Here is a 19,665-nt window from a genome sequence, read left to right on the forward strand (position 1 = left end):
ATTAGTCCGATTTAAACTAATTTTCCTGTTTCATACGCATATGTCTCTAAAATTTTATATCGCCATTCGTAAATAGTTGACTTAGAGACATACTCACGTTCTGCTACTTCCGACCATTTTAAATATGAGTATTCACCCCACATGTATTTTTCAACGATATGTTTCAGCTCATTCGATAACTTGCTAAATGCGTTCTCTATCGCTTGATTTTTTAAATAATTTATTTGGTACGGTATGCTTTCGTCTTTAAATATTAGATCGTTCAACGCTTTCTCATTACGTCCTCCGCTACCTTTTACCCAAAAGTTTGCATCATCTTCTTTCCACGCACGTCCTAACATAATCGTTGCCATGTTAACTTGAAACTGTCTATGTTTACGGAACTCTAATTCTAATGACTTTAATTCAGCGTCGTCTAATAATTTAACTGCCAATAGCTATCCCTCCTGTTTCATCAGCCACATAGCTTGCATAATACAATAAGTAGCCATATCAAATAGTGTGTCGATTTTACTTTCGTCTACCACATTCGCTTTATTTTTAGATAAGTTTTTAGCACGATTAAACTTATCGCCTATTCTAACTACTCCAGCAACTTCCCCGAACTCATCTAATGATTGCTCGAATGAATTGCCGTAATCTGCGTTTTTAGCTAGATACGTTTGTTCTAATTCCTGGATAATTTTGTGGAAAAGTTCTTCGTTGTTTTCACTAATAGATTCTATTATGTCTTTTACATTGTCATGTGGTTCCATGTTAATACCCCTCTCTCAACCTCTTATAATTAATCTCGTTTTTCTCGTAGTACGCTTGTTCAAGTTCTTCTGTAGTGACGCCTAAATTTTTAGTGTAACTTAGAAAAATATCAATCAATGAAGTTACGTTTGCTTCTTTAAAAAAGATATCGTCATTAACAGTTGTTCGCAGGTGTTGTATTTGAGCATTCAAGTCTAAAAACAATTCATCATTTGTTGTTTCAAATTCAAAATCGCTATGAATTTCAACCTCTAACTGATTCGCTAAACTTAATATAAAATGCAATGCGTCTGAACATTCTTCGACTAGCGTTAATTTGTGTGCTTGTTGACGAGTGAGTTTCTCGTTATTACTCCCTAATCTGTCAAAATAATAAATTTCTTTAAAATATGGACTTTTACATTCGTAAAATCTCTTTTCGTCAACTTTCCCCTTGTTATCCTTCCAGAACTTAAAATGTTCTGAACAATTCGCTATCTCTGCTATTTCAACATCTAAAGAAACTAATGTTTGGTTAAATCGCTCCTCTGCTGTCATTTCTGGTTTCTCTGATAAAATAGCGTTATCTAGTTCTTCCTGCATTGTTTGTAGTTTTTTGAAGTTCATTTGTCGGTCTCCTTTAAAATTCTGCCACAAATAGGACAGTAGTTAATAGTAAAACTAACGTAATGTAAATCTGATTTTTTCCTATAGCTTGTCATTTGATAATCTTCGTTAGCTTTTTCAATAAATGTATGATCTCCGTTTTCAAAAACTTGAATTGGTTCATCTGCCACATTGTCATTATTCATAGTGCAATACTTACACATATTATTAACCTCCTACTTTTTATCACTGAAATGGCTAATATCACTCTTAGCTTGTAAATACCCTATTTTTTCACTAATTCCGTATGGATTGTCTGGAAAATCATGTGTTTTCATTTTATCGTCTAAGTATTCAAGCATTTTCAGCGTGTAATTTGTATCATTTCCAATTTTTGAAGCAAAATATCCTAATAAATAAAATAAAACACTTGTTATAATCAATGTAACTTCTTCCATGTTAATCACACTCCACTTTCACTAATCGTCTAGCATTATCTGACGTTCTATTTATCCATGTTGGAGTAGCGTAGAATTTAACGCTATCGACTTTTATTTTTAACTTACTTGCAATTTCTTCTAACGTTCCAAACGCTATTTCTTTATCACCTTTATACACTGAATACATTTAATCACTTCACTTTCAAACACTTATTTTTAAATACATATCCCTCATTTTCCAACTTAGCTCGTAATCCCGCTTCTGTCCGATTTATCTTTTGCGCTGCTGCGGATAAGCTAACACCTTTTTCTAACAACGTAATAGCAATTTTTATATCCGTTTCGCTATACTTATTACTCTTATGTGTAGTTATCGGTGTATTATCCAACCCCAAATCATAAATTTTTCTTTTGATCGCTGCATGATTTCGATTGATTCGTTTCGATATATCTGAATAAGTATATTTATCAGCTTTTAGCATTCGTTTAAGTTCTGCTATTTCCCACGATGCCCATCGTCTTCTTTTATCAGTTCTTGCGACATTATTCTTTCGTGCTATCTCAACCCATTTAGGCTCTTTCCCCATCGAGAAATAAGGGAAGTCATTCCAGTCTATTCTCCCCTTATTTTGTTCTGCCCATTTCCAAAAACCGTCTAAACTAACCGTTCTATATTTCTCTTTCTTTCTTGCAGGAAATTGACAATGCTTTATCCAGTATTCGACAGACGACCTGTTTATGTTCGTGTAATAACAAAAATCTGCCACTGTAACACTAGAAGCAACATCATTTTTTCTAAGTCCCATTTTTTGCGCCTTATTAGTTACTGAACCGACATTTCTACCAAGTTTTCTTGCTATTGCTTCATCTTTTGAAATACCGTATTTATCTTTTAAATAATCAGTTTCTTCAGTCGTCCACTGACGTCGCATTTTTATACCTCCAATTTATTCATCACTAAACTCTTAACTGAACACCCGTAAAAATCACACAATAGTTCATCAAAATATTGAATCGTCTTAACCGTTATAATTCGTTTCCCATTTCGAAGTTCTCTAACAGTGCTTCGTTCTGTTTTAAGTTCTCTACTTAACTTACTGTTATCTGTTTTTGTTTTTAGCATGAATTGGTTTAAGTTATGACTGAAGTTATCAATCACATCATTTCGATTATCCAATTCACTAATAAATTCATACGCTTCTCTGTAATCTTTATTTTTATCAGCTAGTTCTTTAATCGCCTCTAATTCATTCTGTAAGCTAACAACTCGCTCTTTGTAATTCTTTAAATCATGATTTATTGTTTTACAGCTTACTTTGCTTTTATATTCTTCATATCTGTTTCTAACCCTAACAACTTCCGATTCACTTGCTCTCAATTCACTCTTAAACCGGTCTAAATCTTCCGTAGCACGTTCATATTTACGCGTCGTATCTCTTGCACTCAATTTAGCTGCATCACGCTCACGTGTTAATATATCGACTTGTCCTTTAAACTCTTGAATTGTCTTTTCGTAGTTCGTAATATTTAACGCTAGCTCATTCGCTAGTTCGTTACGTTTCTTTTTAGTTAGTAAAATCATTAGTTTTCCTCCTTCACTTCACAGTCACTCTAACTGCTTGAAATTCATAATAACCACGCTTCGTTCTAATTAATTGACCTGTTTCAACTAATCTTGATAGTTGACCAACTGCTTCATTACCAACTTTTTCTCCAATTTCTTTAGTCGTAGCACCATTATTTTCTCTAACAAAAGTTACTACTTTATCTCTTATCGCTATTCCCCATGCCGTTTGTGAGTTCATTATTATTCCTCCAACTCTTTTAAATATCTAGTAACTTCATAACCTCTTGATTTTTTATCGTTTCGAACCATAAAAGTCACATAAGAAGCATTAATTCCGATTATCTCTGCTACTTTATACGTTGACCCAACACGTGCAACTTCTTTTCCGCCTTTACTCACGATGTAAATATATTTACCTTTACAACCACCCGACGGTTCACGTTGAGCTAAACCTTTTTTAGGCTTAATCACTTTGGCGTTTTTGCGTTTATCTCTTCCAATCTCATTACGCAATTTTTTAATCTCTTTGCACGTTTTACAACTCTTCACATTGCATTTATTCGGTTCGCCATGCTTATCAACTAAATAAATTATTTTGTTTGCTTTTATGATTAAGTCAGACATTGTTGTCACCTAACACGATTTTTAACGCTTGTTCTGGACTTCTCGCAACTCCTGCAATCAATCCATATTTTTTCATGCGATCAATAAATATTTTCTGTGCGTCCCTAACCGTTCCTTTCGCATTTTTCACTTCAATAAAAAATATTTTTCCGTCAGATAAACGACAACCCATTAAATCTGTAAAACCTTTCGGCAGTCCTGTATCAAACCATCGACCGTCTTTCATCTGAACTTTTCCCACATTTGTTCTAAATACCAAACAATTATTTTTACCTAGTGCCAATCTAATCTCATTTTGAATCTCGTGTTCCGATTTCAATAAACACACCTCGTTTTTAAAAATTAGGGAGGGTACCCCCTGTCGTTCGTCCTTACTCTCCCAACGGATTAAGACATTTTAATTAATGATTAGGGAGGGTTTGAACGAAATTCCTATACTTTTATATATTTTTACTAATATTATTTTTATTATTAAAGTTATATTTAACTATCCCTACTATCCCTAAAAAGAATAAATAAATATATAAATATAGATATAATAAGGGTTTTCGACAGGGAGGGTTGAAATCAAAACTATCCCTAAACCCTCCCCGAACTATCCCTAAAGTATCTGACGGATATTATCGAATGCTCTTGCAGTCAATTTAATCCCCTCATATACCATGACACCGTTCGACTTTTTCTTGTTATACCTTTTACTTACTTCTTTACCGAATTTCGTATTACTAAAATCATGCTCATTATTTTCTTTCGCCCATTCACGATAAGCATTAAACAGCTCGCTAGCCTTAATTTTGTAATCTGGACCAGTTTCGCACTGTTCGTCAATAAATCGAGATATAACATCCATTTCTTGTCTATATTCTTTACTCGCTTCATAAACTGCTTTCGGTTGCTTTAATCCCTCTCTCTGCCACATTAAACAACCAGTAATGCACCAATTTAGTATGCCGACCATTTCACTTCTTAATTTATGTGGTAGATTTTTATCAACTTTATGATCTGGAATTTGTACTGTGAAAGGAATTAAATTTAAACGTCGCCAAATTCCATCGTCTGTTCCTCGTATAATAGGTTTGTGGTTAGTCGCTAGCCATAATTTAAACTCTGGTTCGAACTCGAATTCTTTACCGTATAAATGTCTAGCTGTTACTTTATCGCCACCAGTCAACTGTTTAACAAGACCTTCATCAAGCCTTACTCCTTCGTTAGGTTCTGAACTGGTAACTAACCTAGCACCTTTTAAGCGTGCGATATCTGAATTGGCGTTACTAGAATTTTGTTTAACCATGATTGTTTGCGCCTGCATCGTCATGGCATAACTACCCATGATTTCAGATATAATATCTAAAAATACAGACTTACCGTTTCGACCGTTACCGAAAAGAATAAACATTGATTGTTCTCTCGTGGACCCAGTTAGCGAGTAACCGACTGCTTTTTGTATGTAATGAATTAATTCTTCATCGTGTGCGAATATCTCACTAATAAATTCTTCCCATTGTGGGCAATCAATCGTGTCTGTGTATTCAACTGTTGAAATTCGTGTAAATAATTTATCTATTTCGTGGTCGAATAACTTGCCATCAGTTAAAGACAAGTAACCATTTTGCGTATTAAATAATGTTTTATCTTTATCAAATTCTTCTGGAAGAACTGCCAAGCGATGTTTTACTTCGTCCATCATAGCGTTCTTACCTGCGTTACCTCGTGAACGTTTAACGTGTTTATCCCACGCTTTTAAAATATTGTTTTTAGTATCTTCATCCATATCTTCCGATAATTCGATTGGCTCATTCTTCATGATTTCAACAGTCGTATCAATCATTTTTCTAACTTCACCAGTTAGATCCTCCTGCCACACTTTACCGTTGTAGTAATACCAAACTTTATTAATGTATGAGTATTTAACTAAGCTACCGTATATATCACAAAACCTATCCGCATTACCTGTATCATCGTAGGAATAAAACTTTCGTTCTTTCGGTTTATCTTCCTGGTCTTTAATATAAATCTTAAAATCAGTTTTTTGTTTCGGATTGTAGATTGAACTTGTTTCGTGAATTGCTTTATCTAACAATGCTTGACCGTATGTTTTCGGTCCTCGTTTTTCATCGTATTTATCACGGTACATTGCTGAATTTCTAAAAATTTCATCCATTTTAGAAAAATCTCTACCGCACCAAAACGCTAAATCGTTCGCAAATGCTAAATCCGCTTCTGACTGCGAATCATAAAACGATTCCCAACCACCGTCTAAAAACACTTGGAATCTGTTACCTTGTTTTGATTGCTTTGCTTTTTCGATGATTTCATCTACAGATAAATCAATTGTGGGCATATCTTTATCACGATTAAACTCGATAACTTTAGATTCACCTATGTAACGCTTGTATAAGCGTTCTACGGTCGTTTTCTTTGGTTCTGATATAGTTTTATACTCGCTTGCTATATTGCCTGTCATGACGAAGAAACGACCGTTATTGTATATCTCGACATCGCCTTTACGTCTGCGTCCTTCTGGCAATTCTCCTTTAGCGATAATATGAATACCTGTACCAGATTGTGAGTATTCCGAATATGATTTCATTGATTCGATAAACTCATAAATCATGTTGCTTTCAATGTCGCCTGTTAAATATCGTTGTATTTCTCCCTCTGCATTATCAATGTCAATTCCGAAGTACGGAGGTTTAAAGAAGAAACCTAAACCTGTACCGCCATATAAATGAATGGCAGAGAGTGCAGTCTGATAATCAGACCACGTACTCTCATCATTCGATTTAGCATGTTGACCAGTGTATGCATTGAAAGGAACTTTAGTATTTTTTTGACGTTTCTCATCCCAAACGAGTTTATAAATACACCAATGTTTGAGATTTTTTAATTCGTCTGGAATATGTTCGTACATGTTAATTGCCCCTTAAATTTATTTAGAATGGAAGATCATCTTCTTGAAGTTCAACTGTAGCTGATGCTGATCTTCCAAAACTTGGTTCATCACCTTTTTTGAATTGATGATTTAACACGCCTTGAACGCTTGATTTTTCCCAACGTTTCACATTCACGTTTTCGTAAGTTTTACCGTTATATTCTGATGTTTCATTTTTAATTGTTACTTTTACTGGTTTAAGCACAAAGTCTGCTAGTAGTTCATCTAAACCGTTGTATTGTTTACCATCTTGAAGTTGTAATGATTGAGCAATTGCCATAATCATTCCCTCGTTATACTTACCGTCTTTTTTAGATTTCCAAACTTTAGGAAATACGTGAGCATTTTTATAAGGTTGATCCACATCGTTTCTTACAACTAAATCAATATTGATATATTCTGAACCACTTGGTGTAGCGTCCTCGAATGCTTTGTTTACAAATACCTCGTAAGTACCGTCTTTAATTCCACCTGTTTGAGTTGCTTTTGAAAAATCTAAGTTAAATGTTGTCATGTTTGATAATCTCCTTTTTATAAGTTAATTTGTTTTTCTGTGATTGTTGCGTTACATTCTGCGTATTTTCTTGAATACTCGATAACTGCTTTTTCAGCCTCTTCTTTAGTTAGATGAACACTGACACAAGTTGACCAAGAAATATCTCCGTCTGTGATTATGTAGATTGTTGTCATTATTTAGTCTCCTTTTTATTGTTTATTTAATATTCCTAATAATTTTGCTTGATGATAAACCCAACCTGGTTTATAACCTTTGCTCTTTGCTAATTCATGAAGCTCAGCCATATTTTTACAGTCGCTTGGCTGCTTAAAATTAAGCACTATTTTTGTTTCCCCTACCTTTACTAATTCAGCATCTTCATCTATATCTAAATGAGATTCTTTAAGTTCGATAGGTTGCTCCCAACCACAATGTGGGCATACTCTGCTTTCATTTTTTTCAAATACCATAAAGCAGTTCTTACATTCAACAACAGCTATGTCACTTTCTGTATTTGTTTTTTTCTTACTTTTTAAATTCCATTCTCTATCCATATCAGGTAGTCCAAACGTACCGACATTTCCAACGTGGTCTATAATCACTGACCGTTTGCCTGGTTGGTATCTCATACCACGCATTGACTGTTGAATGTATAAACTAAGTGACTTAGTTGGTCGTAGCATGATTACCGTTGTGCAATCTGGAACATCGAAACCCTCACCGATTAAATCGACATTGCATAATATTTTTATTTCTTTTTGTCTGAATTTTTCGATAATTTTTTCGCGTTCTATTTTAGGCGTCTTAGCGTCGATATGAGCCGCTTTATATCCATTGCGATTAAATACATCCGCTGTGTGTTTACTTGCTTCTATCGAGTGACAATACGCTATTGCTTGCTCGTTATCAGCTAACTGTTTATAATGCTTAACTACATCGCCATAAATCCGTTTTTCGATTGCGTTATCCATTGATTTTTTTGTAAAATCTCCAGTGCTTGCTTTCTTTAATACGTCTGTATTGATTAATTTAGGTGCGTAGTATTCATATGGTGCCAGGCGTTCGTTTTCGATTAACCATTTAACTGATGGTCCTTCGATTAACACATCATTCACATCGCCTAACCCACTACCATTCAAACGTATTGGTGTGGCAGTGAAACCGAGCTTTCTAACATCTTTAAAATAGTCGTATATCTTTCTGTAACTACTTGCTAAACCATGATGGTTTTCATCTGTGATGATTAAATCTGGTTTAGGTATTTTGTCTAGCTTATTAACAATCGTCATAACCATACCGAATGTGACATGATTTAGGTCTACACCAATCATTTCGAACGTTCCTTTGATTTGGTCCAATAATTCTTTTCTGTGGACCAGGAACAACACGTTTTTCTTATTACTTGCAGCCATTCGTGCAATCTCTGCAATCATGACCGATTTTCCACTACCACAGCCCGACACGATACAAGGTGAGTTATAACCTTTTATATATGCTTGACGTGTGCGATTGACTAAGTCTTGTTGGTAATCATATAGTTTCATGAATAATCAACTCGTTTTGTTTACATCCTGGTCTATCATCTAGTTGGTTTTTCGCATAAGTTGAGTTGCTAGCTGTTAAGATATACCCACGTTCACCATCTTCTTTAACGATTAGCCGACCAACGACATCACATAAACCGAGAATATTATTTCTAATCCGTCTGTTAATTTGTGGAAGAACAATTGAATATTGACTTCCGTCGTAATCTTGAAATAAATCAAGTTCTTCCCAAGCTAGGAAAAATATATTTGAATTTAACGATTTTAAATATCGCAAACTGTTAACTAATTTAAATTGCATATATTGATAATCACCTTGTGATGGGACACCGTTATTTTTTCCTACTGCTCCTAGACTAGAAAGTATGCAACGTTCTAATTCTGTAATATTATCCACGACTATATTATCGTATTTACCTTTGTAGTTTTTAACTAATTCCGTTAATGTTGCTCCCCAGTCATTCCATGTATCGATATTATCGATATATATAATGTCGATGTCTGACGAACCTTTTAAAACGTGTGATGTTCTATCGACATCAAGCACTAATGTTTTACCTGGTAAAAATTTAATAGTGGTCGTTTTCCCTTTTCCTGGTGCACCATATAATAAATAAGTTCCTTTTTTATCTGCTATGTTTTCAGAACTGACTATATTTAATGCCATTCATACCAACTCCTTATCTAATTCTTATTGATCGTGTCTGTTGCAATTCTGCTCCAAATATTTCTTCACCACGTTTCATATCTTCTAATAATTCTTTTTTATTTAACTTCGGCTCCTGCTCAACGAAGTAACCTTTAGGAATCATTTTTTCATCTACTATTTTCACTGAAACTGGATTGTTTTGAACGCTAACTTTAAACGTCTTACCTTCAATTTTATCGAGTTCATTATTCTCTAAGTCGTACTGTAGACGTTCCTTAATACGTTTGATGTTGTTTTCAATTGCCTGTCTACGTTGCTTAATTCGTGTCTCTCTTCTTTGAATGCTTTGACATCGTTTTCCATCGCTTTGATTAATCTAGCTGTGTTATCAACCTTTTCCTCTAGCGGTTCTTTAATAGAATCTAACGTGTCTTTTAACGTTTGTTCGTCTAGTTCGTCAGCCAAATCAAGAACGTATTTGTAATTGCTTGTTAGCTCATATAGATTCGCCATTTTTATATTCCTCCAATTCGTGAGCTATTTTTAATAAACTTTCAATTGTATCGTCTAGTGTTAGTTGTGTGTACTCGTCTAATGCTTCGAATTTATCTCTAACAACTGGTATATCTGAATCTTGATAAATCAGCACATTGTTATCACTACATAGTTCAAACTTAATTAGTCCACGCGAACGTTTAAATTCATCGTCAAGGACTAGCGTGTCTTTGTCCCAATAAATTGCCATTTTAATTCCTCCACTTTTCTGATATACTTAAGTCAAATTTATATATTTATGTTCTCTAGTTAGTTTTTCAGCACTAGCTAGATTTTTTTACACCCTCCTCTGCACTATCAGTGGTTCTGGATAAGTATTTTTGCATTTTACATTTGCGCTACTTTTATATTTACCTTGCAATCTTAAAAACAATGCTGATTTTGTGTTAGACATCATATAAATGCTTTTCGTTTTAATTCCTACCGCTATCCACACGCTTCTCACTCCTTTCATGGCTTCTTATGTCATAAGTAAACAACCACATTAGAAATACTGGCACGGCTACGATTAATACTTTTTCACCGAATAGATAGTTGGCTAGCATGCCGATAAAAAACGTTACTAACGCATAACCATTGATACGTGATAAATAAAATTTCATGTTATCTCCTCCTAAAGTTTTAAAACACTGTGGAATTCATTAGTTATCTCGTTTAACGCCTCTCTGTAATCTTTTATAGTTTGTACATCGGTGCCTTTCCCATAAACGTAATTCTTTTGAATCCCTTTCAATGCATGTTCTAAACTTGGGAAATATCCCACAAGAGTAGTAGACGGTTCGTTGTTCTTATTAACTTTTACTTCCATATTTTCATCACGTAACATTTTTTCAACTGTCACGTTGTTTTCATCACTTTTTATTAAATAATCTTTAACTCGCATATTTATCATTCCTATTTCCTCCTATCAAGTAACATTAAACTTGCTACTAAAATGACGATTAATATTATTGTGATCCAGTCGTGCATTTTAAACCTCCTGTTTTTTCTTGTTACCAAATTGGTGCGTTCTTTTCGAAAAAATTTTACCTATTGGCATATCTAATTTTTCAGATATATCAAACATCTCATCGCTAGTAAACGGATAATCGCCACGTTCTTTTTTAGAATATGTATCAAACGACATTCCAAGCATTTCAGCGAACTCTTTTTGAGTCATGCGATATTTCTGTTTTCTAATATAAATTAAATTTATTTGCATTTCGCAACTCCTTTCTATTAATTAACTTGTCTATATCATAGCACCGATTCGGTAACATGTAAACACTTTTTTTGTTATTTTAACTTTTTTGTTCCATTTTGGTGCTTTTTATGTTAACATAATTTCAAGACATATAAAGGAAGGTAAATAAAATGGAAATAAAAAAGTTTATAGGAGAAAAAATAAAATATTATAGAGAAAAAAGAGGTCTTACTCAAGAAGAGTTAGCAAAAAAATTAAAAACTTCAAGACAAAGTATCAGCAGATATGAATCTGGCGATAGAGCGACTAATCAAGATTTTTTATTCGAATTAGCTGATATTTTTGAAGTAAACATAGATGATTTCTTCCCACCTAGAGAAAACTTTGTAACAAAAGTCCAAGAAATTATAAATATACCCGTACTTGGAACTATAACTTGTGGTGAACCTATTCTAGCAGAAGAAAATATCGAGTCTTATCGAGAAGAAGTGGCAGACTTAACGCCAAGCGGGACAGTATTCTTTTTGGAAACAAAAGGCGATAGCATGGTGCCTACGATACCAGAGGGATCATTCGTCCTTATCAGACAACAAGAAGAAGTAGAAAACAATGAGATAGCTGCGGTTTTAGTAAATGGAGATACTGAAGCAACTTTAAAACGTGTTAAATATCAAGGTGATACCATGATATTAATGCCAGATAATAAGAACTATGAACCTATCATTGTTAACGAAGACTACCCAGCAAGGATAATTGGGAAAGCTGTGAAAGTAAGTATTGACCTTTAAACTGATAAGTAATGACAACCTATAAAAAGTAACGCTTGACAATAGGCACTGTAAAAGCGGTGCCTTTTTTGGTATTCTAGATGAAAAGGAGTGGTTAACTGTGGGATTATTTAAAAAGAAAAAAGATAAACATCCAGAATTTACAGAAACTTATAAAGTTGGAAGTAAAGCGTTGTTTGATGACAATCATAAATTATTTAAAGGATGCTTTACTACTTTTGGATTAAACGCTAATGAATATATAGAGTATAAAGATATTGCTGATATAAGTGTAGTTGAAGACGGAAATACTACTTCAAAAAGCGGTGTAGGTGGCGCTATTGGCGGTGGGATATTATTTGGTCCTGCAGGAGCAGTGATAGGCGGTTTGGCTAGTCGTGGTAAAAAGAAAAAAGATTATGTGGAAAAATTACATATAAACATCATTTTAACAAACGGCGTCGTCAAAACGATATACTTAATTAATTCCAAAACAAATAAAAATTCCTTTTTATATAAAGAGCTATACAAAGATTTTTTAGCAATTGGCAGTAAATTAGAATCAATCGTTAATGTTAATAATAATATACCTACACAAGTATCAACAAAAGATAAACTGTTCGAATTAAAAGAATTGTTAGACGCAGGGATCATTACACAAGATGAATTTAATAACGAAAAAACTAAAATTTTGAGTAGGTCATAACTATGAAAAAACAAACAATATTAAATGCTGTCCTTTCTCTTTCTTTGCTAGGTGTAGGTGGTTTTAGCGTTTATAAAATAGATGACAATCAAAAAGAAATTGCGAAAGCAGATATTAAGATAAATGAGTTAAAAAAGACTGCAGACAGCAAAACGAAAGAAATAGATAAATTAAAAAAAGAAGTCGACGATAAACGTAAAGCGTTAGATAGTAAAGAAAAAGAATTAGAAAAAACTGTCGAAACAAGTGTAGAAGAACCTACACAACAAGGAACACCAGTCCAAACTGAAACTAAACAAAACAATCAAACAACTCAATCTGTTCCCGCTACTGAATATAAAGTTCCAAGTGATCAAGATAATAAAAAGATGGCTGAACAATATGCCGAAGAGCAGGAGAAACAAAACGAGCCTGTTTATGCCGTTTATAGCGATAACTATAGAAGTTTATTTTTATTTGCTGAAGATAACGGAATATCACTCGGTCAACTCTACGATTTAAATCCTCAATATAAAGACGTAAAAGACTTTATCAAAGGTCAATCATATCGTGTTAAATAACCACTCAAACGAGTGGTTTTTCTTTATATATCAGTTCACTATTATAAAAACACACGTTAATATTAATGAACTCACACCCCATTCTCTTTATAAATATTAGTTTACCAGTATTACCAGTTCATTATTATCATCATATTAGTGAACTCTCTATTATCTTACCGACTGGGGTATCAGGAGGTTTTGGGCAAACTCTGCCCTAGAAAAAAGTAAAAATTTTATATTTTGGTATAAACATCGCTTCACTTTACGTTCTCATCTTACCCTTGAACAACTCATATAAGTCCTACGTTGAGATTAACATCGGGTCAACGCTCGAAAAACACCCCTGGAATTTAACTTATATTGAGACGTATAAAAACTCTATACTAGTGAAGTCCGCAAAAGACTTCCTCCCCTACCGTTTTTATTAATGGCTAAATGGTCGTAGTCACCGTTTCCTTACGTTAAATACCGCCTGTGCTCGCCTTGTACAGCCGACTTCTAGTCTTTGACACATAGGGCATCTAGATTTCCCCTTCTGGCATACATAGGTATGTGCGTGAGTGCCTATGCTTTGCTGGTATTTATTTGAGATTATCATTTTACGATGACGTTTTATATAGTTTTAGTTAAACGGTATTTTAGTATTATTGTATGAAAAAATACTCGAATACTTGCATACCTTTTTACATTTGCATACTTGCATACTTTTATACTTGCATACTGTTGTAAATGCTAATACAACAAGTTTATCCTTTTGCATACTTGAATACTTGAATACTTTACTACTTTACTACTTTACTACTTGTATACTTTACTACTTGTATACCGTTTATTTTTTTCGTTTGCATACCTTAGACGAAAAGTGTAGAATAAGGGTAATAAATAGACGAGGTGAATAATATGGCACAGATAGTAACTTGGGGAAATTTTAAAGGTGGCACAGGAAAAACGACCAATAGCACAATGGTTGCTAATGAATTAGCAAATAGGAGGTATCGTACTTTACTAGTCGATATGGACCCACAAGGTAACGCGACGAACTTATTTTTAAAGACGAAAAACTATTTAGATAATGAAGTGACTGTTTTTGATACTACTTTAATGGCTGCTATTCAAGCTGAAGATTTGAGCAAAGCTGTGATAAATATTAAAAACAATCTAGACTTATTAGCATCTAGCGCTGATTTTAGCTTGTTCCCACGCTTTATGGAAAGTGTAACTAACTATAATGAGAGAGTGATGTACTTCAGCTCTTTACTAGAGCCTTTAAAAGATAAATATGATTTTATATTAATCGACATACCACCAACAATTTCATTGATAACAGATTCAGCTCTGTATGCATCTGATTGGTGCGTTATCGTAATGCAAACTCACGAAAGAAGTTTACAGGGCGCCGAAGCATTTCTAAGATATATACAAAATGAAGTTATAGATACATTTCATGCGCCTACACTTGACGTTCTTGGAATATTACCAGTTTTGTTAAAGAATGGTGCTCCTGTTGATGTGTCTACTTTAGAAGCTGCTAAAGAAATTTTTGGGGAGTCTAATATATTTGAAACAACTATTAGAAATATGGAACGCTTAAAACGTTATGATTTAACTGGTATAACAAACGATGATATGCATGATAAAAAAGTCTTAAAAGTGTATAACAATGTGACCGAAGAATTTATCAATCGTTTGGAGGAATAAGATTATGAAGTTAGTGAAATCTAATAAAAATAAAAAGAAGATAGATAGAGGTCCGACGATTGAACCTGAAAAAAAGTTTACTATGGATCAATTACCTAAAAAAGAAGAAAATAATAACGATACTAAAAATTTAACTCCTACTTTTATTTACGAACCTAAACCAACTACATTAAAAATAGACACTAGATTAAGAGACCAGATAAACGCATTATCATTAATTGGCTATGGCGACACGCAAAAAGAAACAATAGAGTTGTTAATTAATAATATTATAGACTCTATGACCGTAGACGAAAAAAGAAAATTTGATTACCAATATCAAGTATTAGAAGATAAAACTATCAAGACGATTACCCACAAAAATAATTTAAACGCCTTAGAATCGCTGTGTGTGCAGTGGTTTTAATATTAAAATACACAAAAAATAAGCCTAATCTCGATTAAGAGACTAGGCTTTTAAAATACTTATATTCACTTTCGATGTGTTGAATATTTCCAATCTTAGTAATCAACATATCAATCGCATAAAAATAAGCTTGATTGAATCGTTTCATGTCTACACCATTCATTAACACTAATTTTACTTTAAGTTCAGACATTTCGTTTACTAGATTTTCAATTGTCATAAAAGCACCTCCTATATAGAAGATACGCTTTTATGCTAGAACAACTTCAAAATTCATATCATTTTTACTTAAATATTTTTCTAACTTATATTTATTGTCGCTGTCTTGATTAAAGCTAGAAACAATAATCTTAATGCGTCCATCTTCGCCTTTTTCTTCAGTGTGTTTTAAATCATTATCCTTTAAATACTGTTTAATCAATTTATACTTCGGACTATCTACACCATACCAATATGTCTCTACTGCTTGTCGTGGACGTTTGTTTGCTACGTCAGTATTAGTAGTTGGCGTGTCAACTGTGACATTGTAATCAAAGCATTTAAGCATTGCTTGAATAGCTTTATCCATATTGTTTTTTAATGCTTTCATGTCGTTTGGATTTGAAATGAACCCCCATTCAATCAATAGCACTTTTTTATCCCAATTAGAGTTATTAGCAATATATAGCCATGAACCGTCTTTTGCGCCACGGTTAGCAATTCCTAACGCATCAGCGATTGCTTTAGACACTTTTTCTGCCATCGGTTTATCTGAAATATCGCCATATAACACTTCAACGCCCGTTGCGCTTGCACTACCGAACGAATTTAAGTGGTTAGAAATTTGATACCCACTAGGACTATTGTTGATATTAGCAACTGTATTAGCTAGTATACCGTTAACACTTGTACCTCTATCATCTGTCGTATCTTTGCAACCTACTAACTTAATAATCTTATCATTAATTTCTCGTGCTACTGTTGCCTCTTGTAAACCATTTCCAACAGCCCCTGGGTCTGTCCATCTTCCAGCACCACCATGTCCAGCATGACTTGAACCAATTTTTTCTACCATATCATTTCCTCCTATTGCAACGTTATCCCATTCGTACAATTTATATTGTTCAATTAATTTAATAATTTTATCTTCATAATTTGGATCAGTAGCATAACTATAATCGGCAACTGGTTTTAAAATAGCCTTAACAGCTTTTTTATAGTCAGTTTCACCAATCAATTGTTTATAGTTGTTGCGCCTAAAATCGTTTTCTACAAAGAAATTAGCGTGGTCGATAATGCTTTCGCCAATATCATCATACTTCCTAAAATTAGCTTTAACAGTCGTCCATTCACCATTTAAAAACTCTTTTGTATCGACTGCATAAACATCACCATGCCATTCACTATCTGCTTTAATCCCAAATAGATTATTAGCGTTTTTAGCTAATTCACTTTCACCCCAACCACTTTCCAAAATAGCTTGCGATGCTACTAATGATGGTAAAACGCTATGACTTCCCCAACTTTTTATAGAACCATCTTTAATGATGTTTAAAAACTCGTTTTCGTTCACGTTGCACCTCCTAAAATAAAAAGAGCAGTCGATTGACTACTCTAATTCATTTTTGATATTTTTATTTATTTCTGCGACTGATGATTCAATCAACATGTCTAATTCTGCTTCGCTAATAGAAACTCCTTGCTTGTTTAAAAATTCAACAGCTAGTCTTTTAGCTGCGTTAAATTTATCTGGTATATGTTCGTTCCGTGCAATTTGTTCAATCGCATCTACTGCTATTGCAACACTAGCTTCTTTCGCTTGTAACGTAGATAAAACGCCTTTCTTTTTAAAATATCGTGTGACGTTCGTTGCAACCATTCCTAAAAAACCTGTTAAAACAACTGCTAACAAATTAATTAACGCATCTTGTAAACCACTCATTTGCTTACCTCCTTTTATTTGATTGTATTAAGTATTAAATCAACAACAGTATATATAAAACCACCAGAACCAAAAATAGCTAAACAAATTTTTAAAATAGATTGCCATTTTATTTTATCCATTTCATGATTTCTTTCATCTGATTTATTATTTCTACCGATGATTTCATTTAAAATGTTAGAATTTTGTTCACGTAAGTATTTACTACTTTCATCAACTCGTGCCAATCCCTCGCTTAAAGTCACACTCCACGAACGAATATCGGATTTTATTGATTCGATTTCTTTAGCATTTTGTTCGCGTAATTCAATTAATGCTTTATCATGTTGCTCTAATTTTTTCGTATGCATGTCAACTGTTTCTTGTAAATCCATGTTTCACCTCCGAAAATGTAAAATAAAAAAGAATGACTGTTTGGTCATTCTATATTTTTGTTGTAGTTACTTTATGTAATCCGTTATACGCTTTGTAAAGAATAAAACCAGTATTTAAATCTTGAATCATCGTACCGATTGGTAAGTTTTCAGTTTTTGTCTGATTTTTTACTGTTACAATTTGAGGATTATGAACGTCAACTACCGAATCATCAGATACTGCATTACCAATGCTTGGTTCTGAAAACTTAGCGTTATCAGGGCTTTCATTCCCTAAGTTAAATAATTTGAATGACTTGTTAGGTTGATAAGCTGTTAAAACAACACTATCTTTCACATCAAATTTATTGTTTTTAATTTCTAAAACTGATTCTTTGTCATTATTACAAAAAGTAAAAATACCTTTTTGGCAGTTAATGATATCGTTCCCTTTAAAATATGTTTCATAACCGTTTGAATTGAACGCTTGACTTGAAGCGTCAATCATAGTATTTGAGAATGATTTAAATACATCTACAAATTGATGTTGAATTGATATTGAACCACCAACTAACGTATTTCTTGAACACATCACTTTTTTAGTTTTAGTTTTTTCATCCCCGCTAAATTTCATAATCACAGAATTTATTCCGTTAAAAAAAATATCATTCCCATAAACGTTGACTTCTTCGCCTTTTAAAGCTGTAAAAAAGACACTAGAATATGTATTTGTTTTTCCGTTCAAAATTTTTATTGAATTACTCATAAAATTCAAATTTGTTCTTATGTCATAATCAGAAGTCGAATCGCTTAAAATCATAACAGTTCCATTCATTAAATCATTATTCAAAATATTTACAGTTTCACAAGATGAAACATATATGCTTTGATCGCCTTTAAACGTACAGTTGACAATTTCTAAATCACTTCGATTACCCGAAATAGCTGTACTGGTTTTTAACGATGCGTTAATTCCATTGCCCTCAAAATAACAATTTTTAATGACGATATTTTTTAATTGAATATTATTGTCTATTGTTGTACCGACAGTTGTAATTCCTCCGCCGACGTTTCCAATAATTTTACAATTATCAATTGTAATGTTTTCACAAACAGGATTATCTTCTTTATTTCGCCAAGCAGGTTCGATGCAAATACCAAATTTTGGAGAAATTCTATTAGAGTTAGAAAAAATAGAATTTCTTACATAAATATTTTTACCCTCTTCAATGGACATCCCTTGTCTGCCGTTTTTATCGCAAGTAACATCGCTTATGATTCCATTTTCAGGATAATATCCACTAGTTTCAGAACCTAATCTTAAAGATCGTTGTAAATTAATTCCATCTCCCCAACAATTAGAAATTTTACCTGTTCCCGAAATGGAAAATTCATTACCTCCTTGAACAGAAATACCGTATCCCCATTCGCCTTGCGTTCCAGTATGACTGTCATTATCTCCCTCGATTTCTCCATCAACAATAATTTTCCAATATTTTTTTCTATGTGCACGAATGATGTTATACGCTTTTTTATCATTAGTGATTGCTTTTAATTTTGCACCACTTTTAATATGAAGTGTAATATTGTCCAGCATTTCAATACCACCTTCATTTTGAAGATAATTACCAACAGTTTGATTGTCAACATGTGCTTTAATCATACTTACACCATTGTTTACTACAACAGTATTTATACCATTTTTGTTAGCATATTTAATCGCTTTATTTATAGCAAGTGTATCATCAGTTTTTCCATCGCATTTTGCACCAAACCACTCAACATTAACATAATTACTTTCAAACTCATTTTTCATTTTACTGATAATCGTATCATCATGTTCACGAAATTCTTCAAACGAACCAGCTTCTGCTTTTTTTAGAACGTCATTCTGAACAATCAAATCTTTGATTTCGTCTACTTTTGCGTTAGATTCTTTTA

The 19,665-nt window shown here is 33.3% G+C and carries 30 protein-coding genes and 1 pseudogene; 5 read left to right on the plus strand and 26 right to left on the minus strand.

From position 1 onward, the window contains the following. Positions 1-11: 11 nt before the first annotated feature. The 21 genes and pseudogenes from MN187_RS10095 to MN187_RS10200 all read right to left on the minus strand — a co-directional run bounded on the left by MN187_RS10095 (position 12) and on the right by MN187_RS10200 (position 11,349). Entirely contained in the window at positions 12-434 is a 423-nt protein-coding gene (locus MN187_RS10095; protein WP_242094705.1) for a transcriptional regulator, read from the minus strand. Between the two features lie 3 nt (positions 435-437). Next, positions 438-755, minus strand: a complete 318-nt coding sequence (locus tag MN187_RS10100; protein WP_242094707.1) for a nucleotide modification associated domain-containing protein — start codon at positions 753-755, stop codon at positions 438-440. A 1-nt stretch (position 756) separates the two neighbouring features. Beyond that, entirely contained in the window at positions 757-1,362 is a 606-nt protein-coding gene (locus MN187_RS10105) for a dUTP diphosphatase (RefSeq protein ID WP_242094709.1), read from the minus strand. Further along, positions 1,359-1,565, minus strand: coding sequence for a hypothetical protein (locus tag MN187_RS10110; protein WP_242094711.1), 207 nt, complete (start codon positions 1,563-1,565; stop codon positions 1,359-1,361). Before MN187_RS10110 ends, MN187_RS10105 begins: the two co-directional genes overlap by 4 nt. A gap of 12 nt (positions 1,566-1,577) precedes the next feature. Then, the gene (locus tag MN187_RS10115) at positions 1,578-1,799 is read right to left on the minus strand and encodes a hypothetical protein (protein ID WP_242094713.1); all 222 of its coding nucleotides are present in this window, start codon (positions 1,797-1,799) and stop codon (positions 1,578-1,580) included. 1 nt (position 1,800) lies between these two features. Further along, positions 1,801-1,968 (minus strand): hypothetical protein, encoded by a 168-nt coding sequence (locus MN187_RS10120; protein WP_242094715.1) that lies wholly within the window; start codon positions 1,966-1,968, stop codon positions 1,801-1,803. A gap of 4 nt (positions 1,969-1,972) precedes the next feature. After that, the gene (locus tag MN187_RS10125) at positions 1,973-2,713 is read right to left on the minus strand and encodes a hypothetical protein (RefSeq protein ID WP_242094717.1); all 741 of its coding nucleotides are present in this window, start codon (positions 2,711-2,713) and stop codon (positions 1,973-1,975) included. Between the two features lie 2 nt (positions 2,714-2,715). After that, a complete protein-coding gene (locus MN187_RS10130) occupies positions 2,716-3,363 on the minus strand; it encodes a coiled-coil domain-containing protein (protein ID WP_242094719.1) in 648 nt (215 codons plus the stop codon). Positions 3,364-3,376: 13 nt separating this feature from the next. Then, positions 3,377-3,586, minus strand: a complete 210-nt coding sequence (locus MN187_RS10135) for a type IV toxin-antitoxin system AbiEi family antitoxin domain-containing protein (RefSeq protein WP_242094721.1) — start codon at positions 3,584-3,586, stop codon at positions 3,377-3,379. 2 nt (positions 3,587-3,588) lie between these two features. Further along, positions 3,589-3,972 (minus strand): hypothetical protein, encoded by a 384-nt coding sequence (locus MN187_RS10140; RefSeq protein ID WP_242094723.1) that lies wholly within the window; start codon positions 3,970-3,972, stop codon positions 3,589-3,591. Further along, the gene (locus MN187_RS10145; protein ID WP_242094726.1) at positions 3,965-4,291 is read right to left on the minus strand and encodes a VRR-NUC domain-containing protein; all 327 of its coding nucleotides are present in this window, start codon (positions 4,289-4,291) and stop codon (positions 3,965-3,967) included. The genes MN187_RS10140 and MN187_RS10145 overlap by 8 nt, the downstream gene beginning before the upstream one ends. 282 nt (positions 4,292-4,573) lie before the next feature. Then, positions 4,574-6,883: a phage/plasmid primase, P4 family gene (locus tag MN187_RS10150; RefSeq protein ID WP_242094728.1), complete on the minus strand. Its 2,310-nt coding sequence runs from the start codon at positions 6,881-6,883 to the stop codon at positions 4,574-4,576. 22 nt (positions 6,884-6,905) lie between these two features. Beyond that, positions 6,906-7,418: a DUF669 domain-containing protein gene (locus MN187_RS10155; RefSeq protein ID WP_242094776.1), complete on the minus strand. Its 513-nt coding sequence runs from the start codon at positions 7,416-7,418 to the stop codon at positions 6,906-6,908. A gap of 17 nt (positions 7,419-7,435) precedes the next feature. Next, positions 7,436-7,594 carry a hypothetical protein gene (locus tag MN187_RS10160; RefSeq protein WP_242094730.1) on the minus strand — a complete coding sequence of 53 codons (159 nt, stop codon included), beginning with the start codon at positions 7,592-7,594 and terminating at the stop codon, positions 7,436-7,438. A 15-nt stretch (positions 7,595-7,609) separates the two neighbouring features. Further along, positions 7,610-8,944, minus strand: a complete 1,335-nt coding sequence (locus tag MN187_RS10165; RefSeq protein ID WP_242094778.1) for a DEAD/DEAH box helicase — start codon at positions 8,942-8,944, stop codon at positions 7,610-7,612. Continuing rightward, complete coding sequence (locus MN187_RS10170; protein WP_242094732.1) at positions 8,931-9,611, minus strand: AAA family ATPase; 681 nt, start codon at positions 9,609-9,611, stop codon at positions 8,931-8,933. Before MN187_RS10170 ends, MN187_RS10165 begins: the two co-directional genes overlap by 14 nt. A 13-nt stretch (positions 9,612-9,624) precedes the next feature. Continuing rightward, positions 9,625-10,106 (minus strand): annotated as a pseudogene (locus MN187_RS10675) (siphovirus Gp157 family protein). Next, positions 10,090-10,338 (minus strand): hypothetical protein, encoded by a 249-nt coding sequence (locus MN187_RS10185; RefSeq protein WP_242094737.1) that lies wholly within the window; start codon positions 10,336-10,338, stop codon positions 10,090-10,092. Before MN187_RS10185 ends, MN187_RS10675 begins: the two are co-directional and overlap by 17 nt. 223 nt (positions 10,339-10,561) lie before the next feature. Continuing rightward, positions 10,562-10,750, minus strand: coding sequence for a hypothetical protein (locus MN187_RS10190; RefSeq protein ID WP_242094738.1), 189 nt, complete (start codon positions 10,748-10,750; stop codon positions 10,562-10,564). Positions 10,751-10,761: 11 nt separating this feature from the next. Next, positions 10,762-11,040 carry a hypothetical protein gene (locus MN187_RS10195; protein ID WP_242094740.1) on the minus strand — a complete coding sequence of 93 codons (279 nt, stop codon included), beginning with the start codon at positions 11,038-11,040 and terminating at the stop codon, positions 10,762-10,764. Positions 11,041-11,118: 78 nt separating this feature from the next. Then, positions 11,119-11,349, minus strand: coding sequence for a helix-turn-helix transcriptional regulator (locus MN187_RS10200; protein ID WP_242094745.1), 231 nt, complete (start codon positions 11,347-11,349; stop codon positions 11,119-11,121). Between the two features lie 152 nt (positions 11,350-11,501). Between MN187_RS10200 and MN187_RS10205 the strand changes: the two genes are divergently transcribed. The 5 genes from MN187_RS10205 (at position 11,502) to MN187_RS10225 (ending at position 15,450) form a co-directional block, all read left to right on the plus strand. After that, positions 11,502-12,119, plus strand: coding sequence for a LexA family protein (locus MN187_RS10205; RefSeq protein WP_242094747.1), 618 nt, complete (start codon positions 11,502-11,504; stop codon positions 12,117-12,119). 100 nt (positions 12,120-12,219) lie between these two features. After that, on the plus strand, positions 12,220-12,804 hold the full coding sequence (locus MN187_RS10210) for an SHOCT domain-containing protein (RefSeq protein WP_242094749.1): 585 nt from the start codon (positions 12,220-12,222) through the stop codon (positions 12,802-12,804). A 2-nt stretch (positions 12,805-12,806) separates the two neighbouring features. Continuing rightward, a complete protein-coding gene (locus tag MN187_RS10215) occupies positions 12,807-13,364 on the plus strand; it encodes a hypothetical protein (RefSeq protein WP_242094751.1) in 558 nt (185 codons plus the stop codon). A gap of 882 nt (positions 13,365-14,246) precedes the next feature. Continuing rightward, positions 14,247-15,044 carry a ParA family protein gene (locus MN187_RS10220; protein WP_242094632.1) on the plus strand — a complete coding sequence of 266 codons (798 nt, stop codon included), beginning with the start codon at positions 14,247-14,249 and terminating at the stop codon, positions 15,042-15,044. Positions 15,045-15,048: 4 nt separating this feature from the next. Then, on the plus strand, positions 15,049-15,450 hold the full coding sequence (locus MN187_RS10225; protein WP_242094634.1) for a DUF5388 domain-containing protein: 402 nt from the start codon (positions 15,049-15,051) through the stop codon (positions 15,448-15,450). Positions 15,451-15,484: 34 nt separating this feature from the next. Here the strand turns inward: MN187_RS10225 and MN187_RS10230 are convergent, their stop codons facing one another. From MN187_RS10230 to MN187_RS10250, 5 genes are read right to left on the minus strand one after another with little or no spacing between them, the layout of a single operon-like run. Next, positions 15,485-15,670 carry a hypothetical protein gene (locus tag MN187_RS10230; RefSeq protein ID WP_242094636.1) on the minus strand — a complete coding sequence of 62 codons (186 nt, stop codon included), beginning with the start codon at positions 15,668-15,670 and terminating at the stop codon, positions 15,485-15,487. Positions 15,671-15,700: 30 nt separating this feature from the next. Further along, complete coding sequence (locus MN187_RS10235; RefSeq protein WP_242094638.1) at positions 15,701-17,002, minus strand: glucosaminidase domain-containing protein; 1,302 nt, start codon at positions 17,000-17,002, stop codon at positions 15,701-15,703. A gap of 36 nt (positions 17,003-17,038) precedes the next feature. Next, positions 17,039-17,371, minus strand: coding sequence for a phage holin, LLH family (locus MN187_RS10240; RefSeq protein WP_242094641.1), 333 nt, complete (start codon positions 17,369-17,371; stop codon positions 17,039-17,041). A 14-nt stretch (positions 17,372-17,385) separates the two neighbouring features. After that, the gene (locus MN187_RS10245) at positions 17,386-17,745 is read right to left on the minus strand and encodes a hypothetical protein (RefSeq protein ID WP_242094643.1); all 360 of its coding nucleotides are present in this window, start codon (positions 17,743-17,745) and stop codon (positions 17,386-17,388) included. Positions 17,746-17,794: 49 nt separating this feature from the next. Then, positions 17,795-19,627, minus strand: coding sequence for a glycosyl hydrolase family 28-related protein (locus tag MN187_RS10250; RefSeq protein WP_242094645.1), 1,833 nt, complete (start codon positions 19,625-19,627; stop codon positions 17,795-17,797). Between the last annotated feature and the right edge of the window lie 38 nt (positions 19,628-19,665).

This window comes from Vagococcus sp. CY52-2 (genome assembly GCF_022655055.1).
Lineage (GTDB): Bacteria > Bacillota > Bacilli > Lactobacillales > Vagococcaceae > Vagococcus.

Coding starts and splice junctions, on each gene's coding strand:
- MN187_RS10100 (WP_242094707.1), bottom strand. CDS start 755: ATGGAACCACATGACAATGTAAAAGACATAATAGAATCTATTAGTGAA.
- MN187_RS10105 (WP_242094709.1), bottom strand. CDS start 1,362: ATGAACTTCAAAAAACTACAAACAATGCAGGAAGAACTAGATAACGCT.
- MN187_RS10110 (WP_242094711.1), bottom strand. CDS start 1,565: ATGTGTAAGTATTGCACTATGAATAATGACAATGTGGCAGATGAACCA.
- MN187_RS10115 (WP_242094713.1), bottom strand. CDS start 1,799: ATGGAAGAAGTTACATTGATTATAACAAGTGTTTTATTTTATTTATTA.
- MN187_RS10120 (WP_242094715.1), bottom strand. CDS start 1,968: ATGTATTCAGTGTATAAAGGTGATAAAGAAATAGCGTTTGGAACGTTA.
- MN187_RS10125 (WP_242094717.1), bottom strand. CDS start 2,713: ATGCGACGTCAGTGGACGACTGAAGAAACTGATTATTTAAAAGATAAA.
- MN187_RS10130 (WP_242094719.1), bottom strand. CDS start 3,363: ATGATTTTACTAACTAAAAAGAAACGTAACGAACTAGCGAATGAGCTA.
- MN187_RS10135 (WP_242094721.1), bottom strand. CDS start 3,586: ATGAACTCACAAACGGCATGGGGAATAGCGATAAGAGATAAAGTAGTA.
- MN187_RS10140 (WP_242094723.1), bottom strand. CDS start 3,972: ATGTCTGACTTAATCATAAAAGCAAACAAAATAATTTATTTAGTTGAT.
- MN187_RS10150 (WP_242094728.1), bottom strand. CDS start 6,883: ATGTACGAACATATTCCAGACGAATTAAAAAATCTCAAACATTGGTGT.
- MN187_RS10155 (WP_242094776.1), bottom strand. CDS start 7,418: ATGACAACATTTAACTTAGATTTTTCAAAAGCAACTCAAACAGGTGGA.
- MN187_RS10160 (WP_242094730.1), bottom strand. CDS start 7,594: ATGACAACAATCTACATAATCACAGACGGAGATATTTCTTGGTCAACT.
- MN187_RS10165 (WP_242094778.1), bottom strand. CDS start 8,944: ATGAAACTATATGATTACCAACAAGACTTAGTCAATCGCACACGTCAA.
- MN187_RS10170 (WP_242094732.1), bottom strand. CDS start 9,611: ATGGCATTAAATATAGTCAGTTCTGAAAACATAGCAGATAAAAAAGGA.
- MN187_RS10185 (WP_242094737.1), bottom strand. CDS start 10,338: ATGGCAATTTATTGGGACAAAGACACGCTAGTCCTTGACGATGAATTT.
- MN187_RS10190 (WP_242094738.1), bottom strand. CDS start 10,750: ATGAAATTTTATTTATCACGTATCAATGGTTATGCGTTAGTAACGTTT.
- MN187_RS10195 (WP_242094740.1), bottom strand. CDS start 11,040: ATGATAAATATGCGAGTTAAAGATTATTTAATAAAAAGTGATGAAAAC.
- MN187_RS10200 (WP_242094745.1), bottom strand. CDS start 11,349: ATGCAAATAAATTTAATTTATATTAGAAAACAGAAATATCGCATGACT.
- MN187_RS10205 (WP_242094747.1), top strand. CDS start 11,502: ATGGAAATAAAAAAGTTTATAGGAGAAAAAATAAAATATTATAGAGAA.
- MN187_RS10215 (WP_242094751.1), top strand. CDS start 12,807: ATGAAAAAACAAACAATATTAAATGCTGTCCTTTCTCTTTCTTTGCTA.
- MN187_RS10220 (WP_242094632.1), top strand. CDS start 14,247: ATGGCACAGATAGTAACTTGGGGAAATTTTAAAGGTGGCACAGGAAAA.
- MN187_RS10225 (WP_242094634.1), top strand. CDS start 15,049: ATGAAGTTAGTGAAATCTAATAAAAATAAAAAGAAGATAGATAGAGGT.
- MN187_RS10230 (WP_242094636.1), bottom strand. CDS start 15,670: ATGACAATTGAAAATCTAGTAAACGAAATGTCTGAACTTAAAGTAAAA.
- MN187_RS10240 (WP_242094641.1), bottom strand. CDS start 17,371: ATGAGTGGTTTACAAGATGCGTTAATTAATTTGTTAGCAGTTGTTTTA.
- MN187_RS10245 (WP_242094643.1), bottom strand. CDS start 17,745: ATGGATTTACAAGAAACAGTTGACATGCATACGAAAAAATTAGAGCAA.